Source organism: Lysinibacillus sp. A4 (assembly GCF_024919535.1).
Classification (GTDB): domain Bacteria; phylum Bacillota; class Bacilli; order Bacillales_A; family Planococcaceae; genus Lysinibacillus; species Lysinibacillus capsici.
The window spans coordinates 94401-112676 of the sequence record NZ_JANWTB010000012.1; the positions used below are offsets into that span (position 1 = coordinate 94401).

Sequence of the window (18276 nt, forward strand, 5' to 3'; positions counted from 1 at the left end):
CCTCCACACGATACATTAAATGGCAAGATGACACGGTCACCCTTTTTCACTTTTGTCACATCTGCTCCTACCTATTACATAATCCTTAAGTGAAGGAATAGCGCCTTGGTAAATATGCAAATCAGTTCCACGAATAGCAGTAGAAGTGATTTTCACAATAATATGTCCTTCTTTTTATAGTTGGATTCTCTACTATACATTTTAACTTGGATATCTTTAATTCCCTGATAGGTTACAGCCTTCACGACAACACTCCCTTAGCATAGTACCATCACAACAAGCATTAGATTTTCAACTCTATTCTTTGCTTCGCTAACCTGCAGTATGCACATCTTTGTCATTATCGTTTTTATACAGGCAAATCAATGTCAAGCATATTCATTTCTACTTAGCATATAGTTTGAAAAGACATTAAGTTGATGATAGGGCGGAGGAATTTTACAGGTGAGTGCAATGATACTTGGTGGTTTTCTATTTTTCAGTGTGAGCATTGGGGGCGCGATTGCCTGGATTTTCTCTAAGCTATTTCAGCATACGACACAGGGATTATCATTATTGTGCGGAGGTTTTTTAGTAGGCTTACTTGTGCTAGATATCATTCCTTCTTCCTTTCAAATCTATCAATCATTTGGGATTATATTAGGTATTTTTATTGGGTATTTTATCTTTCAACTACTAGATACCTTATTTCATGCTTCTCATGCACAAAATCCCTCTGTCTCTCTATTAACACTTGCTATGATTATCCATACAATCCCTATTAGTCTCACTGTCGGAAATTTACTTGGAAATGCTGCATTAAGTATTTCTCTCACAGCCTCCATTATTCTTCACCATGTTCCAGAGGGATTTGCTCTATCTACTGCACTCATCTCTCAAGGTGAAAGGCTTTGGAGACTTTTCATTTATTTCTTCATCTTCTCCATTTTCTTTAGTATTTTCATCTGGTTTGGTCAGTATTGGGCCTTACCTGAAAAAGCACAAGGGATCTTAATGGGCATTTCGATAGGATTGATTGCTACAGCTAGTATTTCTGAATTCATTTAGCATCAGCTACAAAAAGTCTCATTTAAAGCATTCTTTATGTATCTATTTCTAGGCTATTTCCTAAGCTATATTTTCCATATACTTGTTGAATAACAAAGGGATGTCTCCGCACAAGAGACATCCCTTTCCTCTTTTATTCTTCTTCACTAACTAGCATTAAAGTAAGCGTTAAAATTTTAGAAACCTCTGCCCGAGTAAGATTACCTTTTGGGTTAAACTTACCATTCGAACCATTTAAAATACCTAGATGTTGCAATAGACCAATAGCATCTACTGTTTCTTGACGCATTTGATTTTTATCTGTGAATGAATTGTTTTTGCTTACTTGCGCAACATCCACTTCCATACCTTCTAAATATCTAGCAGTAATATAGGCCATTTCCTCTCGTGTAACGGGCTTTTTCGGCTCGAATTTTTCACCATTGAAAATGTCGATTAAGCCATACTCTTCAAGAATCGCTACTTCCTTAGCACCCCAGAAACCATTAAGATCCGTATAAGAAGCAGGGCCCTCATAATCATCATTCACATTTAAGCCAGATGCACGGAAAATAATAGCCGCCAGTTCTCCACGCGTCACTTGTCCATTTGGATTAAACGTAGTAGCCGTTGTTCCATTAATGATATCTGTTTGATACAGTAACTGAATATAGCTTTCAGCCCAATGACCAATAGCATCCTTGAAATATCCACCTGATTTTAACTCAACGTCGGCACGAGCAAATACCTGTACCATATCATTTAAATCCTCTGCACTAACTGCTTCCCATTTGCCAGCAGTATATACTTCACTTTTATAGCCATTACTAGTTTGTGTAATTTTTATTTGAATCGCCTGACCAAATAACTTCTTCAGTTCTTCATAGTTTTCCTTAAACTCTTTTTCTCCCTCTGGATAGAGGTTTGTACCATCTTTGTACGATTGAAGAATCGCCTCTAATGAAATTTTGACTGTAATACTATTTTTTGTTGTAACAATCGACACTTCGTTATTTTCAAAGCCTATTTTAGATAACAAAAGCATTTTATAAATATCTTGATAGGGCATGGCTTGTAACTGATTAGTGGCTACCACATTCTGTTTTGGATGAATTATATTTGCCACATTCACTACATCCTGTGCATACGCCTGTCCACCAAACCCTCCTGTAAAACATGCAATACTCAGTGCACCAGCTAACATTATTTTCTTCACTGTTTTTCCCCCTTCGATTCATAGATTCAGTGTACTAAAACAACAGTTTATAAATCTATAAAAATATGGGAATTATACAATAATTATATAAAAGTCCTATTATTAACACATTATAATTTTCCTATTTTTACTTTTGAGTTTGAAACTAGTTTAACAGAAGAACAAATTACATAATGCTATCTACAACAATTACATATGTAATTAGCTATATCTCTTAAATAAGGGCAGCTTAAAGGCTGTTCTTTGTTATATTTCTTTAACAGTGGGTACATACTTGGAAAGAAACTTCTTTCAGATAACTTTATATTTATATAATATTAGAGGCTTTCATTTGATTTTTATTCGTAGGTAGAAGTAGTATGGAATTGTAATGAAGGATTATCTACATATCCACACTATTATATTAATGTAACAATTTCAAAGGAGGAATTTCGATGAATTATCAAAACATTACAGTTGCAGGTAGCGGTGTATTAGGGAGTCAAATTGCTTATCAATCTGCTTTCAAAGGTTTTAATGTAACAGTGTATGACATTAACGATGAGGCGTTAAAAAATGCACAGGATCGTATTACAAAATTAAAACCATTCTATCAACAAGATTTAGGTGCTACACAAGAAGAAGTGGATGCAGCCTATGCACGTCTTACATTTAATAGTGACTTGGCGCAAGCCGTTGCCAATGCTGATCTTGTTATAGAAGCAATCCCTGAAGTTGTGAGCATCAAAACAGAATTTTACACGAATCTTGGAAAAGTAGCACCAGCAAAAACAATTTTTGCAACAAACTCGTCTACTTTATTACCAAGCCAATTTGCTGAAGCAACTGGCCGTCCTGATAAATTTTTAGCTCTTCACTTTGCTAATACAATTTGGAAAAACAATACTGCGGAAATTATGAAACACCCTGGTACAGATATGAAAGTATTTGATGAAGTGATTGAATTTGCACGCGCCATTGGCATGGTACCACTACCATTGCATAAAGAGCAACCTGGCTATATTTTAAACTCATTACTCGTTCCGTTTTTAGATGCAGCTGAATCTTTACTTGTAAAAGAAGTGGCCGATCCAGAAACAATCGATAAAACATGGATGATTGGTACAGGCGCTCCACTAGGACCATTTGCTATTCTAGACATCGTTGGCATTAACACTGCCTATAACATTGTAGAAGCAAAAGCAACTGCCACTGGTGATGAAAACATGAAAAAATTAGCTAACCTCTTAAAAACAGAGTACATCGAAAAAGGCAAATTGGGCCGCGCAACAGGTGAAGGCTTCTACACATATCCAAATCCAAGCTTTGCGAAACCAGATTTCTTAAAGGGTTAATGATTAAAAAGAGCAATTGTCCTTCTTAAAAGGGCATTGCTCTTTTTTTATCATACAAAAAAATTCCAAAAACTAGGTGTGTTTTCAAATTCCTTCGTTGTCAGCTTTTCAATAATTTTCAGCTTAATCTCCTGCTCTAAGTCTTCTCTATCCTGGTAACTTGTTTGATGAAGACACTGCTTAATTTTTGGCGTAAAATTTTCAATAATTATTAGCATCTCCTCATTCATATTGTCCTGCATTGACTAAATCTCCTCCTTTCTAATATTTTGATGATGAAGCTTCTTTAAAGCCTTTCGATGAAGATTGGATATGTTCTGTGGTGTTGTTTGAAATGTCTCAGCGATTACTTTTATAGAATAGTCTTTGACATAAATCATTTCTAAAATTTGAAGTTGCTTGTCTGTTAATTTTTGTAAGCCTTTAAAGAGCTGTTCATTTTCAATTTTTTCTAATAATCCTTCTTCTCCGCTATCTTCGTCTCTTATACCGTCGTCCATTAGGCCACTATCTGCGACTAATAAAAAGCGATTTTGCAATCTTCTCTTTTTTTTATCGAAATCCAGGCTAAAGAAATAAATTAAATTGCTGATATACTTTATTTTCTGTACCCTTTGATAATGAGCTTGAAATGTTTCATCAACCATTTTCAAATTACAATCATTGGGATATAAGATTGCATGTTGTACCAAATAAAGATTTTGTGCATCTGCCAAAAAACTTCTGATAATTGGATTTTTAACCTGTTCTCTATTTCTGTAAAAAAACTCTTCTATTATTTTGTACTCATTACACATTCGCATCACTCCTATATATTGGCCTTCTTGTTCATTAAAGTGAATATCATATATCTATTATAAACCAAAAAACAGAACAAATGTTCCCTTACTTATTCATTCATATTGATTTTATTAATCGTACGTTCACTTTTAATAACTGTAAGCATCATAATAATGAGGGGGGAAGATGTTATGATACCAGTTGAAACTATACAAATGTGGGTTCACCTAATAGGCAATTCAGGTTTCCCTATTGCCATTACCATCTATCTCTTTATGCGTTTTGAAAAGAAAATAGAAAATTTGGAAGCGATCATCTTGAAGTTGTTAGATAAAAGGGAAAATTCATAGGTCTACAAAAAATTTACGGCAGCATCCTTTTTAAAGGATGCTGCCGTGTGACTTAAAGATGCCTCTGCATACCATATATGTAAGAACAATTATGTAGATGGGGGGATTTTATGGAGCTTATATTGACCATTTTACTCATGCTAGATATTCCCTACAATTACTTTCACCATTCATTCCCCATTATGATTGAATACTTGGGGAATCTTGGATTTTGGCTGGCACTCCCATTATCGGTCCTTACTATCTTGCTAAGTCTATGGTTACTTATAAAAAAAGTGGGCATTGTTAGCTCTTTACTTATTCTTTTTATTACGGGGATTCTTTTATTCCTTGCTTTAATTCCATTGTTCCATTGCTACTCATCCTAATAAATTGAAGCCTTTGAAGATGGAACTTCAAAGGCTTTTTAGCATTTTTAGAAATACAGCACCATATAATCCTCATCAAAATATTGCTGCCCTATTTTTAAGGCGTTTCGTTCTGTTCCAAAAACGTGAAAACCTAACGATGTGTATAATCCTTTTGCTGATTCATTGGAAGAAACAACTGTTAAATTAATTTGCTCGACGTCTACGAGTGTTTTTGCTTGATTGATGATCTCTACCATTAGTTGTTTTCCTATGCCCAATCCCCGTTTTTTTGAAGAAACATAAACGGCAAAAATACTCGCTTTATGCTTTAGCTTCATTTTATTTGCGTGCACCAATGTCGCCACACCGAGTAAATCCTCCTGGTCAAATGCCCCAAATGTAAATGTTCCCTGTCCTTCGAGCCTACTTGCAAACGACTCAAGTGACAAATCCTTTTCTTCCTCGAAGCTAGCGCCAAAAGCTTCTGGATTTGTTTGCAATCCCTCTAATCTTAAATCTCTATATACCTCAGCATCTGCAGCTGTTAATTGTCTAATTTCCATGCCTTTTCCTCCTATCATACTTTTCCTCTTTATCGGCCATAACGATTGGCATTTGATGTACTTTTCCAGCAGTAATCCTTAAAATGGAAATAAAGGAGCTAAAAATCTATGAAATCTACTAATATGTCAAAACATTTTCTTACGTTACAGGCACAACGAGCACACTATCTACCAGCTTTTCATTCACTTTCACAGGAAGAACTATGGCAAGTAACACGCGAGGGAAAATGGTCCATTGGTGAACACTTTTATCACCTTTATTTGATTCTCAAAATGCTCCACACAGCAACCAAATATTCTTTATTCCTCACGCCTATCGCTAAAATGCGAAGAAACAAGCCATTCTCTACTGAAATACATGATATTTATGAAGAATATCAATCCAAAAAAGGACAAGGAATGCGAGCACCAGGTATTTTAGTTCCACCTAAGAAAATACGCTTTGTATTAAACAGTTATGATATCGACCAATTACTTATCAACGAGACACTTGCTTTGCAAAAGTTAGTACAAAATATAGACGAGGATGTTGCAGGGCACATTGTTTTTCCTGATCCCATTGCGCATTATCCTAATCTCATTCAAGCTATTCAATTGTTGGCTATTCATGAGAGGCATCACTTTAATAGGATGGAAGGGCTTTTAGGAGAAAAGAATTTGAAAGGTACAATTAAAGAAATCAAATAGAGCCATTTTGATTTTATGCCCATCAAAACTGGCTCTGGATTTTTCAGTATAGCAACTTTGTCATGGAAAAATTTTATTAAGAAACGCTACGATCTCTTTGTTCTAGAACTACACTTAAAATTCCAAACAATAACAGTAATAAGACACCTATTAATGTAATATTTGACCATTGTAGCCTTGTATCGAATAGCTGAAAAAAGAAGGTGAATACAGGAATAAAGCACAATGACATCATGACTAGAAATACTTCACAATATTGAATACCCTTCTGTAATAAATACATTGGTATTAACACACCGATGACTGTCATCAATAAAATCCAACCAATGTTTTCAAGCAAATAAGTAAACATGACATCATATGTAGCGATAAATGAAAGCAAAATGATACCATAAAATCTTTTTGATAAAATCATCGAGCTTGTCCATCCTAATTGACTGAGCTGCTTAGAATAGACTGTACATAATACTGCACCAAGTCCACACAATATGCTTGCCCCGACTCCTAAAATACTTGATTGGTCCCATGTTTGTACAGCCGATTTCCCTGTAAAAATAGCACCAATCAGTAATAAACTAGCTGCAAATATGCCAATTGCAAGACCCCACTGTGCATTTATCACTCGTTTTTTCTGCTGTATCGCAAGTAGCAATGCAAACAATGGGCCTAGTCCCATTTCAAGAGAGCTCACTATCGCTGGCTCAATATATTTTAATGCAAAGTAAAACCCCATAAAGGCTAATATGGAAGCACCGTTTAACTTCCATAAAGATGATCGTGCCTCTTTCCAGCAGGGCTCTATCTTTTGCTTACTTGTGATTAATTGAAAGAAGACAGTCGTAAGAAAAAAACTAATACCGGTGAAGAGAAATGGATGCACTGCTTGTACACGGTTCGAGTAATACACTTGGCTAATAGACGTTAAAATGGCTGACACTAGTAAACTTATTACCCCTATTGCATATAGATGACGTTTATTCTCAACTCTAGCTCCCATAGATTCCCCCCTGATAGCATATCTACTCTTATGTTTACTATTGCGTTGCTAGAGTAAACTTCTTTACTAATTTCTCCAAACTGTTCTCTACATGATGACAGTCGACAAAAAACACCCTCACTTCGGCACTTTGATCCCCTTCATTTGTGTTAAAATAAATTTCTTTCATTTGTTCAACTTCCGTATTCAATGGATAAAGGAGCCATATTTCTTTAGCGTGATATTTTTTAGCATACGCATACATTTGATACATATCTGCCTGTGAAATGCCATAGTTATTGTGTGGCGTGTTACTTAGCATTTTCCATTTTGTATCTAAAATAATGTTGCCAGTGCCATTTGTTAATACAATATCTGGTCGTAATGCAAATTTCCCTTGAAATAAATGATAGCCTTTATCCTGTAATTGTACCTGCCACGCTGTATCACTTAGTAGCTTTTTCAGATGAAAGCCAATATAAGACTCAAAAACTTTTTCCATTGGAAATAATAAGGCTTTAGCTAATGAATGTCCTGAAAAAGTTGTAAAGCTTTCATTATTTAAAAAAATTTTAGACCATTGCATAATCGTTTCATAATCTTTTGAGTTACGATCAATCTTTACCTGGGAAAAATCCTTACTGTAGTTTTTTGATTGCTCAATGAGTTCAAAGTGTATGAGTTGCTTACGAATTTCATTTATATTGTCATTGCTAGTAGATTGTTTCAACAAATAAAGCAATGTAGCCTTGATTAGCCGATTTTCCGCTCGATTCATTCCAAACTCATCATAGCGTGTATAGAAACGTTGTCGATGAACAAGGTTATATTTTAATTGCTGTGAGAATACCATTTTTCCTTTGTATACATTTAAGTTATCCTCCATCGCATAATACGATGATTTAAGTCCTTTTTTAATCAATTTTTGTACTTCTTCAATGTACAATCGACTGAAAATTTCCAATAACGTCATATGATCTGTACGAAGACTAGTCTCATTAAAGGTTTTGCTAGGAAATTCTTGTAACGACTTAAGCATTTTCAAAAATGTTTTTTTAGGGTCAATGGCTGTTTTTCCATATATTTTTGGCAAAATTTGAATTTGTGTACCATTTTTCAATTGCACAATACCAACATAATTTTTTGCACGAATGACCTTACCAACATGCCGCTTTGTGGAAACAGAGAAAAAATCGTATGCATCCACATCTTCCATATCATTACAGTCCAAAATCATATTTTCAAGCTGCTCGAAAGAATCATTGTCTAAGTAAACATACTCATCTTTAAAAGCTTTATTGCATGTCAGGATATCGTATTCCTTTATTTCAATTAACTTCTTCATTCTCGACCCTTCCATATATGCCGATATAGCTTAATGGTTCCTCGAATGCACTTGCTTGAAGATGGAATTTCGTTTCTGGGAGGTCTATATCAATGGCTCGACCAAATAATCCTTTTACACTTAATTTCTCATCCAAAATAAATCGATATTGCTGGGGTTTTAAATGATCTCCTAACACTAACTGAATCTTACTATAATCTTCATAAAAATATTCTTGGAGAAGTGGAATAATCGCATTCTTAAAAATATTAGCTAGATTTTCTAATGAACTGTCTTCTTTTAAGCTCATAAAATAGGCATGACCAATAGTATGTTCACGATCATACAGTGCTTCAATACGAGCGTTCATAACTTCCATTAGACGTTGAATATGAATATGCCCAACTTTTATATCAGCTACTGCATTCAAATTTGGCAGCATTTCAATAAAGTCAAAGCGTCTTCTAAGTGCTGTATCCATCAGTGCAATGGAACGATCTGCTGTATTCATCGTTCCCAGCAAATAGACATTTTGAGGGACACCAAAATCCTTTTTAGAATATGGAAGCTTCACATGCATTTCTTCTAGTGCTCCAATTCGTTTTGTCGGTTCAATTAATGTAATAAGTTCACCAAAAATCTTCGATATATTGCCTCGATTAATTTCATCGATAATAAAGACATAGTTATTAGTATTTTCTTCCACATCGATTTGATCATTTTGCGAGTATTTTAAAATTAAATTATTCACATCATTGATTGATAGTCGCCAAAGCTCATAAATGGTTTGCTGAACTAAGTTCGTTTTGCCATTTAGCTCATAAATATTTTCATAGATATCCGTGGCAATCCACTCTACTTCACGACTTCTTTTAAAATCTTCCTCTGCCTCTAACCATTCAGGCTCTCCTGTAATAATGCCAATTGCATCAATATGCTTTTGATCTCCTAAAGAAAAGACGATATCGCCAACACTCATTCCCTCATAGAAATAGTACAAGGTATCTGAAGGATATTCCCCATCCTCAATAAAATCAGTACCTTCCTCATCCCAGCCTATACGAATTTGATTGTCCTTAAAGCATTCTTCTTTCAGCCAATTCTTGCCACTGCCTCCTAAAGAAATCTTCCAAACTTTTTTATTTCCTTCCATCACCTGATCATGAGCAGTTAATTTTAATTGCTGCGCTTGCTCACAAAATTCTTTAAACACGCCTGATTCAATTTTATATTGAATGCTCTCTTCTGCTTCATCGTTTAAAACAGGCTTAATTCCCTCGATAAACTCTTCATATCCATATGATTGATGAAAAGTAACAAATCGAATCTGACCTTGCTTTTTATACGTAAGATAACGTTCAAAAACATCTTGATACGCTTCTGCGCAAATCGCCATAAATTCTTTATTCTCAATAATACTAACCGCGTAGTTCACCGTATTATAAGTTTTCCCTGTTCCTGGTGGACCGTACAGGATGGTATTGATATTGCATTGACTCATTTTTGGGGAATCCTCCTCAATTATTAGGTTTGTTAAAATGAAATGAGTAAACTTTCCTTCAATGAAATCATATAATTCAGCAATTTTTTTCTGACCCATTATGGTCGTTACGGTTATTTCTCTATTTAATGCAGGGCGTTCTTTTTGGTTATTAAATTCTCCGTAATAAGATAGTCTTCGCTTAATCGAATCATTAAAATCTCCTGCCACTAGATAGTTATAAATAGAACCAGTAGCATTTGCTACACAGTGAGATGATGCCAATGCAGGAGGAATTATATCTTTGTTTAATTCCTCCGCTTTTTTAACAATTTCACTCTGCTTAAAATACAAATCTTCACTTTTAACATTCTCTTTTTCGATAAATTTTTCATATGTTAATATTGCTCCTGCTAACCAAATAGCCTCTACCTTTTTCATAAAAAACCCTCTCTCGATCTGGTTCTATTAAAGTAAATTATCAGCCTTTTTCAAAGGAAATACCCAAACATTACGCATTCGTCCATCAACATCTTTCTGAAGATCAGTGTACGGATCGGCAGCGAGAACTACCTCACCTCGATATGTATATTTCCCCTTTGTCATAACTTCAAAATAATGAACTGTTATACCATTTGATTTGGATTCAGCTAATGTCTTATTTTGTGACTTTAAATGCTGATTGCCCTTTTGTCCCATGCCAGTATAGTGATAAATTTCATTTACAGTCCTGTCATCATATAATTTTGTTCGATCTGATATTAACACTAAGGTATTTGTTCGGTGTGATCTTCTCATGCCACCCTGTGGAGAACATTTAAAAATTTCACAAAGTTGATGGTTATCAATTATCGTATTTATTTGTAAATCTTTTATTTCCTTCAATAAATTACACTCCCTACACTCATTATTTTATTTCCATTATAGTACCATAAATTTGTTCTAATTTTACTAATTGTTAATGAAATCAAACATAATTTCCAGTTATTTTTCACTAATTTATTCAAGTCTTTTAACAGAATTATTTGCTGAAAATTCCCTTTAAAGAAAAAAGACGTGTAAGCAATAATAGCCTTCACGCCTTTCTATTTAATTTTTTCATGATTATCAACACTTAAAATTTTTTACGGATCAATTCATAAAAAATCAAATTGATACAGAGAATATTCCAAGTTAATTGCATCTTCTAAAGTAGCATACGTAAAAACTTTTCAAAATGCACGCCTGCCTCACGAGGTACTTGCTCCTTCGAAGTAGCTTCAATTGCAGCAGCTAAAAATGTTTCTGCTAGTGTCATTGACGCCATTAAATCTTGTCCGCGCATCATGCCACCCATTATGATGGATGCGAAGAGGTCGCCCGTGCCTGAATAGCTCTCACCATTATAGTTGCGGATACTATGAAAAGACCGCTCAGAATCGACAAACATATTCCCAACATAACGCTTGTCCGTATCACCTACTGGTGGATTCAAACCCGTAATAATGACGTTTGCTCCAGTTGCTTGCTGTAACTGCTGACCTGCCTCTTTAAGGGCATGAATATAATCAGTATCATTTGGATAGCTCAGTAGCCTTTCATAGGATAAACCTGTAAGCAAGCAACATTCCGTGACATTTGGCGTAATAATATCAGCACACTTTACTAACGCTTTCATACGATCAAGCAATTCACCAGTAAACATTTTATAGACCTCACCATGATCACCCATTACTGGATCGACAAGCAACGTCGTCTTATTTGAGTGAAACACGTCTAAAAAGCGAAATATATTATCGATTTGCTCCTTACCTGTAACAAAGCCTGTATGAATCCCTTCAAAGGTAGCTCCAAGCTTACTCCACTCATCTATAAAAGAGTCCATCTTTGACGTTAAATCTTCACAATAAAAGCTTGAATATCCTGTTTGTGCCGTTAAAATAGCTGTTGGTAATGGGACTGCTTGCACACCCATCACAGAGAGTACAGGCATCGCAGCCGTCAATGAGCACTTTCCAAAGGACGACATATCTTGAATTACAGCAACTTTTTTCATCATACATTCCACCTAACTCATCCTGCTTTTACTCTCCCCATCGTATCACAATTCGAAAGATGCGAAAATAACCTCAAACTGACCCTTAACTTTTTTATAAAATTGACACTTTTACAATAGTCAGTCCTTTGTTAAAGTAAAAATCATCAAAATATTCATCATAGTGAGGAAGAGACAAATGCAAAATATACAAAGGCCAACATCCTATACAAAATCACGCACAAAAACATTTGATTTAGTCATTACAGCGATTTTAGCAGCACTTGTTTTTGTTGCTACGATGTTTATCAATCTGAAGCTACCGATTGGGCAAGGGGGCCTTATCCACTTAGGAACATCTATGCTGTTTATCTCCGCTATTTTATTCGGGCCTAAAAAAGGAGCACTTGCTGGAGCTATTGGAATGGGTTTATTCGATATCGTAGGTGGCTGGTTAATTTGGGCACCCACAACCATTATTTCACGCGCATTACAAGGCTTCATTGTCGGTAAAATTGCTTGGTCAAAAGGACATAAAGGTGATAATCTTGGGCTGAATATTTTAGGAGCAGTAGTATCAATGCCTGTGATGATTGCTGTTTACTATGTTGGGCAAGCCATTATGTTCAACAGCTGGATTGCCCCGCTGGCATCCATTCCTGGGGACGTCATTCAAAACATCGTAGGCTTAGTTATCGCCATCCCAGTATGTGTTGTACTGAAAAAAACGCCATACTTCAAAAATAATTTTTAATGAAAAACACCATCTTGCTGTTGAACAGTAAAGATGGTGTTTTTTATGGAGTGATATACAAAAACAACGAATTTCAAGATAAAGTGAAACTAGCCTTGTTCTTTTTCATACTATAAGGTGGAGGTGGAAAAATGCCAAGAGTAAAATACCGTGATGCAGACGTTGCTTTAATGGCAAGGATGATGAGAGCAGAAGCAGAGGGTGAAGGTCAACAAGGTATGCTTTACGTGGGCAATGTCATTGTGAATCGTGCTGTGGCATCCTGTTTAGATTTCAATGATGTAAGAACAATTGAGCAGGTTATTTACCAGGTACAAGGCGGAAATTATTCTTTCGAAGCTGTTCAAAAAGGCAATATGTTTTACCAACGAGCGAGAGAAACGGAAAAAAGATTGGCGAAACAAAACTTAGATTTCTGGCGTGAACATCCAGCAAAATACGCACTCTGGTACTTCAATCCATATGCACCATGTCCCCCAACATGGTATGGTCAGCCGTTTACAGGACAATTTAAGAATCATTGCTTTTATGAACCTGCTCCAGATACTTGTGCCAGTGTATATATGGGATAATACGTTCAACGTTAAAAAGGGAATACCTCTATTGCAGGTATCCCTTTATACTCATATTTTATAGCATGGCTTAATCCATCACCTTTAAAAGCTTTTCCTTAAACATCATTACTCCAATCAAGCCAATGATAGAAAATATGACTGGCGAAATGAAGCCATAGTAGTATCCATCACTTACATTGCCTGTGGCAGCTTGAAAGTAATCTAAAATAAACCCAAAAATAATGGGCAGCAATGCGGCACTTAGAAAGCCCCCAGTATTGGCAAATCCAGAAACAATGCCTGATTCATTTAAAGGGAAAGTTTGACGAACTGCCGCAAAGGTTAAAGCACTTGCACCATAGCCAAAGCCAATGATAAAGAACAGGACAATGAGCATGAAAATGGACGGATGCCCTTTCAATAAAAGAAAGGCAAACCAACTCGTTAAAACCGCAATATGCACAACAATATAGGGTCTCTTAATCGTACCTAACCAGCCAGCAATCCAGCTCATTAAAGGTGCTCCTATAAGCGCTCCGACTAGACCAATCATAATTAACTGACTAGCCTCTGACCGTGACATCTCATACATATTGATCCCATATGGTACTGCCCACGAGCTAATAAAGCCAACATACCCGCCCACAACGCCAAAATGACAAAAAAATAAAGCCCATGCTTGCCTGCTTGAAAATATTCTTCGTAATAATTTGGAGCTTTTTTCACGTTTTATTTCTTTAGTTATGCTTACAGGTTCCTTTGAAAAAATGCGTTTTGTGTTTTGTACAAGCACAAAATAAAGAAGTACACCACATAAGCATAGTAAAAGTCCTGTAGAGAAAAAGGTGATTCGCCAACCTAATAAAAGAATCAATGTAGCAAAAGGCACCGTTGCCAATAAGAAACCTAAGCTCCCTGTCATACCTGCAAAGCCAATTAATCGGACAAACTCCTTTTTATGAAACCATTGTGCCAAAATAAGCACCATATTCACCCATATGGTGGCATCTCCTATACCAGTAAGTATTCTAGAAAAGAATAGAATGAATTCATGTGTACCTAGACTGTAAAGAATGGTTCCTATACCTGTAAGGGTGGCACCAATGATGAGGAAAACGTTTGGCCCAAATCGGTCAGCTAAAATCCCCATTGGAATTTGCAAACTCGTGTACACAAAAAATTGAATACTCGTCAATAACCCAATTGTCGATGCCGTTACCCCAAAATCCTCCATTAATTGATCTGTAATTAACCCTGGAGCAGTTCGCTGACTTGCCATTAACAAATAGGTAAACAATACAGCAACAAACACAATCCATCTGTACTTATGTTGTTGTTTGTCCAATAATCACTACTCCTATTAGCTTTTATTGTATGTATATGAGATCGAGGTCAGGATAAAAACTGCTTTTGAGGAAGCTTCAAAATTACGACCGCAAAAAAATGCACCTAGTCTTTACTAAGTGCATTTCATGCTAGATTATACTGCTGGCTGAGGCTGTTCACTGACATGTACTGCTGGTTGACGGTCTTTCCAAGGCATGGCTTCCTCTAGCTGTCTACCTAGCTGTAATAACGTCAATTCATCTGCAAATTTACCTGTCATTTGTAGACCAATTGGTAGACCTGATTTACTTTCGGCTAAAGGCAATGATATGGAGGGCTGACCTGTAGCATTGAATAAATTTGTAAACGGTGCATACGTGAAAATTTGCTCTGTCCATTCAACAGCTGAAACGTTAGGATTGTTGGCATTTAATTCACCAATTTTAGCAGGAAGTGTGCCAATAGTTGGACTTAATAAAATATCATAGTCTTCAAAGAAGCCTGCTACTTGACGTGAAACGACCGCATTTGTATGAATAGCTTCCAATAAATCAGCCGCCTTTAATTGACCACCATATTCATAGCATTTCCAAATGGCTGCTTCAATATAGTCTGGAGAAACTGCTTTACCAGTGCCTGCTGCAGCCCCCTTAATCATTTGATAAATATTCGCTGTCCAAATATCGACCGTCGCCTTTGTAAATGATGCTTGTTCATATTCGGACGCGCCTCCACTATCTCGTGGCCTAGCTCCTTTAAAACTTGAACTGTTTTATGAACCGCTTCTATACATTCCGGATCGACAAATGCCCCAGAATTTGTTTCAGTGGTCCACGCAATTTTTAGTGGGCGCACTGTTTCCTGGATAAGTTGTCCATACGGTGCATGTGTTACTTCTAATTTGGAATAGCTCCCTAAGTCAGGGCCTGCTACTTGATCCAATAGCACCGCTGTATCACGAATTGTACGAGTCACAGCGAACTCAATGGCAATACCATTTAAAGGCTCGCTATTGAATGGACCAGCTGGAACTCTTCCACGTGTAGGCTTTAATCCCACTAACCCACTACAGGAAGCGGGAATACGAATAGAACCACCACCATCATTCGCATGGGCAATTGGCACAATACCACTTGCAACAGCCGCTGCTGCCCCACCACTTGAACCACCTGGACTATGCTGTAAATTCCACGGATTGCGCGTTGCACCATAAATTAGCGCTTCAGTCGCTGCATTATAGCCAAACTCAGGTGTTGTTGTAGTACCTGCTAAAATCAAGCCAGCCTTTCTAAAACGCGCCATTAATTCACTATCGACGGGTATAACCGTATTTTCTCCAATACGACTCCCCATACTATGCGGAACACCCTCTGCATGTAGCACAAGTTCTTTAATTAAAAACGGAACACCTGCAAATGGCGCATTTTCATCAACCTTCTCAATTGCTTTATCAGCCTGCTCTTCTAACACACTAACGACCGCATTAATGGATGGATTGACTTTTTTTATTCCTTCTAACGCTAGCTCCTTTAACTCCTGTGGTGTTACCTCCTTTGATTTTACTAGCTCTGCCAACCCAATACCGTCATAGGATGCATACTCTTGTAAATTCATATCATCACCTCGTATAGTAGTAATCTTGCAACTATAATGTACTGAATATTCTAAATTTAAGATATTACCCAAAAGGATAATTCCGTTTTAAGTAGAATATAAATGCATAATAGAGAAATGAGGTGTTTTCATGTTTTTAGAAAATGATTTAGAAAACATTCTTAAGGCAAGCTATCATATTTCAAATATGAATGTGAAACAAAGCAATGAAGGGTTTAAACAGGAACTATTGCAAACAATTAGTCAGCATCTCGGCTATCACCATATGTTATTTTGGGAAATAGCAAATAATGAGTTAACCGCCCCAGTGCTTTTTAATATAGAGCGTCATACGATTAATGACTATTTGCAAAGATATAAAAACTTTGATCCATTACACCCCCAAAATATAACTACACAGCCTTCCATTCAGCTAATGAGTAGGAATGAAGTGATGTGCCTGCAAAAACAAACCCATTATAAAGAAGTTTTTTTGAAAGAAAATCGCTATGAAGATGAAATGGCCATGTATTTAAGAATAGACAATAGGCTCGTAGCCGTTATTGGCTTTTTAAGGAAAACAGGAGAGAAGCTATTTAATGACAAAGATATTTTAAAGTTAGTGTATTTGAAAAGAAATATCGAAAACATGTATTCCTTACATCACTTTTCACAGCCCTCCATCGTGTTGGAAATGACAGATCGAGAACGAGAAGTTTTAAAGTTTGTATTCAAAGGCTTGAAAAACCTAGATATCGCCCAGCAATTATTCGTCAGTGAAAATACAATCAAAAAACATCTTCAAAACCTATATAGAAAGTTTCAAGTAACCAATCGTACCCAACTGCTGGCAAAGTGTTTGAAGTATATTGATCATATTTAGGGGGGATCACCTATTGAATTCAAAGGTAGTATGCTGATTAATTGGCATAAAACTATTTTTCCTCAGTAAAAAGACTGCCCCACCAATTGGTAGATTGTGTCTAACAATTGGTGGGGCAGTTCTCATTTTAATTCTAACTATAAAGAGCTTTTTTACTTAATTACTTTGCACTTTATATACTTTACTATCAAGCTGTCTATCTATTGCCTGCTGTAAAAATCGCGTAGCGGTAAACAATTTTTCTTCATCAATATTCGTTTGCACACCTAAACGATGCAGAAAATTTACTAAATCATTTGTCGATACATTGCCGCTTGCACCAGGGGCATAGGGGCATCCCCCTAAACCTCCAATAGCACTGTCGTATTTTGTAATCCCCAGCTCTAATGCTGCAAATATATTGGCTAAAGCACGGCCATACGTATCATGAAAATGAAGGGCAAACAAATCACGATCGTATTGAGTGAGTAGCTCTGATAAAATAGCCTTTACTTGTACAGGATCCGCTACCCCAATTGTATCACCGAGTGAAATTTCAGAAACACCCATTGCTAGATAGGCATCAATGATTTCCTTCACTGTTTGAAGCTTTACTTCGTCACCAAACGGACTACCAAATACAGTTGAAATATAGCCTCTTAACGATATACCTTCACGATTTGCTGCTTCAGCTACAGCTTTTAAGTTCTGTAAAGATTGGTTAATTGAAGCGTTTACATTACTTTGATTATGCTCCTCAGAGGCAGAAATAAATAACGCAATTTCATCAACCTTTTGTTGAATGGCTCCTTCTACCCCTTTCAAATTAGGCACAAGAGCTGTATACGTTATGTTTTCATGACGTGCGATTTGCTCAAACACCTCATGATGATCGGCTAAAGCTGGTATCCACTTGGGACTAACAAAAGAGGATACTTCGATATGGCGGACACCTGTTTCACTGATTAAATTAATCCATTGCACTTTCAAATCAGTTGGAATAAAAATTTTCTCATTTTGTAAGCCGTCACGCGGACCTACTTCTCTTATTTCCACTTGTTTTGGTAAAGTCATAAAGATACACTTC

Annotated in this window: 20 protein-coding genes and 1 pseudogene; 7 read left to right on the forward strand and 14 right to left on the reverse strand. The window is 36.3% G+C overall.

Annotated elements, in window-relative coordinates; translation table 11 throughout:
• Positions 1–2 precede the first annotated feature (2 nt).
• A pseudogene (locus tag NY607_RS20395) lies at positions 3–245 on the reverse strand (alcohol dehydrogenase catalytic domain-containing protein); the annotation flags it as partial.
• Between the two features lie 199 nt (positions 246–444).
• On the opposite strand from NY607_RS20395, the gene NY607_RS20400 reads away from it, so the two are divergent.
• On the forward strand, positions 445–1047 hold the full coding sequence (locus NY607_RS20400) for a ZIP family metal transporter (protein ID WP_259420279.1): 603 nt from the start codon (positions 445–447) through the stop codon (positions 1045–1047).
• A 133-nt stretch (positions 1048–1180) separates the two neighbouring features.
• Here NY607_RS20400 and NY607_RS20405 read toward each other — a convergent pair whose 3' ends face one another.
• Positions 1181–2242 (reverse strand): S-layer homology domain-containing protein, encoded by a 1062-nt coding sequence (locus NY607_RS20405; RefSeq protein WP_259420280.1) that lies wholly within the window; start codon positions 2240–2242, stop codon positions 1181–1183.
• A 434-nt stretch (positions 2243–2676) separates the two neighbouring features.
• On the opposite strand from NY607_RS20405, the gene NY607_RS20410 reads away from it, so the two are divergent.
• Entirely contained in the window at positions 2677–3576 is a 900-nt protein-coding gene (locus NY607_RS20410) for a 3-hydroxyacyl-CoA dehydrogenase (protein ID WP_054549488.1), read from the forward strand.
• Positions 3577–3626: 50 nt separating this feature from the next.
• Here the strand turns inward: NY607_RS20410 and NY607_RS20415 are convergent, their stop codons facing one another.
• Both NY607_RS20415 and NY607_RS20420 read right to left on the reverse strand, forming a co-directional pair.
• Positions 3627–3818 carry a hypothetical protein gene (locus NY607_RS20415; protein WP_131521194.1) on the reverse strand — a complete coding sequence of 64 codons (192 nt, stop codon included), beginning with the start codon at positions 3816–3818 and terminating at the stop codon, positions 3627–3629.
• 3 nt (positions 3819–3821) lie between these two features.
• On the reverse strand, positions 3822–4373 hold the full coding sequence (locus NY607_RS20420) for a sigma-70 family RNA polymerase sigma factor (RefSeq protein ID WP_131521193.1): 552 nt from the start codon (positions 4371–4373) through the stop codon (positions 3822–3824).
• Between the two features lie 174 nt (positions 4374–4547).
• On the opposite strand from NY607_RS20420, the gene NY607_RS20425 reads away from it, so the two are divergent.
• Positions 4548–4706 (forward strand): YvrJ family protein, encoded by a 159-nt coding sequence (locus NY607_RS20425; RefSeq protein ID WP_131521192.1) that lies wholly within the window; start codon positions 4548–4550, stop codon positions 4704–4706.
• Positions 4707–5121: 415 nt separating this feature from the next.
• Here NY607_RS20425 and NY607_RS20430 read toward each other — a convergent pair whose 3' ends face one another.
• Positions 5122–5619, reverse strand: a complete 498-nt coding sequence (locus NY607_RS20430; RefSeq protein ID WP_131521190.1) for a GNAT family N-acetyltransferase — start codon at positions 5617–5619, stop codon at positions 5122–5124.
• Positions 5620–5727: 108 nt separating this feature from the next.
• Between NY607_RS20430 and NY607_RS20435 the strand changes: the two genes are divergently transcribed.
• On the forward strand, positions 5728–6306 hold the full coding sequence (locus NY607_RS20435; RefSeq protein ID WP_131521189.1) for a DinB family protein: 579 nt from the start codon (positions 5728–5730) through the stop codon (positions 6304–6306).
• 76 nt (positions 6307–6382) lie between these two features.
• Here NY607_RS20435 and NY607_RS20440 read toward each other — a convergent pair whose 3' ends face one another.
• From NY607_RS20440 to NY607_RS20460, 5 genes are all read right to left on the reverse strand, one after another.
• Positions 6383–7303: a DMT family transporter gene (locus tag NY607_RS20440; protein WP_259420281.1), complete on the reverse strand. Its 921-nt coding sequence runs from the start codon at positions 7301–7303 to the stop codon at positions 6383–6385.
• Positions 7304–7340: 37 nt separating this feature from the next.
• The gene (locus NY607_RS20445) at positions 7341–8627 is read right to left on the reverse strand and encodes an McrC family protein (protein ID WP_259420282.1); all 1287 of its coding nucleotides are present in this window, start codon (positions 8625–8627) and stop codon (positions 7341–7343) included.
• A complete protein-coding gene (locus tag NY607_RS24275; protein ID WP_281115498.1) occupies positions 8611–10527 on the reverse strand; it encodes an McrB family protein in 1917 nt (638 codons plus the stop codon). The genes NY607_RS20445 and NY607_RS24275 overlap by 17 nt, the downstream gene beginning before the upstream one ends.
• Before the next feature lie 27 nt (positions 10528–10554).
• Positions 10555–10971 carry an SRA domain-containing endonuclease gene (locus NY607_RS20455; RefSeq protein WP_259420283.1) on the reverse strand — a complete coding sequence of 139 codons (417 nt, stop codon included), beginning with the start codon at positions 10969–10971 and terminating at the stop codon, positions 10555–10557.
• 301 nt (positions 10972–11272) lie between these two features.
• Complete coding sequence (locus NY607_RS20460) at positions 11273–12121, reverse strand: pyridoxamine kinase (RefSeq protein ID WP_259420284.1); 849 nt, start codon at positions 12119–12121, stop codon at positions 11273–11275.
• Positions 12122–12299: 178 nt separating this feature from the next.
• Here NY607_RS20460 and NY607_RS20465 point away from each other — a divergent pair, with 178 nt between their 5' ends.
• Positions 12300–12854, forward strand: coding sequence for an ECF transporter S component (locus tag NY607_RS20465; RefSeq protein ID WP_004228177.1), 555 nt, complete (start codon positions 12300–12302; stop codon positions 12852–12854).
• A 131-nt stretch (positions 12855–12985) separates the two neighbouring features.
• A complete protein-coding gene (locus tag NY607_RS20470; protein ID WP_004228176.1) occupies positions 12986–13426 on the forward strand; it encodes a cell wall hydrolase in 441 nt (146 codons plus the stop codon).
• A 70-nt stretch (positions 13427–13496) separates the two neighbouring features.
• On the opposite strand, the gene NY607_RS20475 is transcribed toward NY607_RS20470, so the two are convergent.
• The 3 genes from NY607_RS20475 to NY607_RS20485 form a co-directional block, all read right to left on the reverse strand.
• The gene (locus NY607_RS20475; protein ID WP_259420285.1) at positions 13497–14753 is read right to left on the reverse strand and encodes an MFS transporter; all 1257 of its coding nucleotides are present in this window, start codon (positions 14751–14753) and stop codon (positions 13497–13499) included.
• Between the two features lie 135 nt (positions 14754–14888).
• The gene (locus NY607_RS20480; RefSeq protein WP_259420286.1) at positions 14889–15392 is read right to left on the reverse strand and encodes an amidase family protein; all 504 of its coding nucleotides are present in this window, start codon (positions 15390–15392) and stop codon (positions 14889–14891) included.
• A complete protein-coding gene (locus tag NY607_RS20485; RefSeq protein ID WP_259420287.1) occupies positions 15389–16348 on the reverse strand; it encodes an amidase in 960 nt (319 codons plus the stop codon). Before NY607_RS20485 ends, NY607_RS20480 begins: the two co-directional genes overlap by 4 nt.
• Before the next feature lie 130 nt (positions 16349–16478).
• Here NY607_RS20485 and NY607_RS20490 point away from each other — a divergent pair, with 130 nt between their 5' ends.
• Positions 16479–17210 carry a helix-turn-helix transcriptional regulator gene (locus NY607_RS20490; RefSeq protein WP_131521182.1) on the forward strand — a complete coding sequence of 244 codons (732 nt, stop codon included), beginning with the start codon at positions 16479–16481 and terminating at the stop codon, positions 17208–17210.
• A 156-nt stretch (positions 17211–17366) separates the two neighbouring features.
• Here the strand turns inward: NY607_RS20490 and NY607_RS20495 are convergent, their stop codons facing one another.
• The gene (locus NY607_RS20495; RefSeq protein ID WP_259420288.1) at positions 17367–18263 is read right to left on the reverse strand and encodes a hydroxymethylglutaryl-CoA lyase; all 897 of its coding nucleotides are present in this window, start codon (positions 18261–18263) and stop codon (positions 17367–17369) included.
• Positions 18264–18276: the final 13 nt, after the last annotated feature.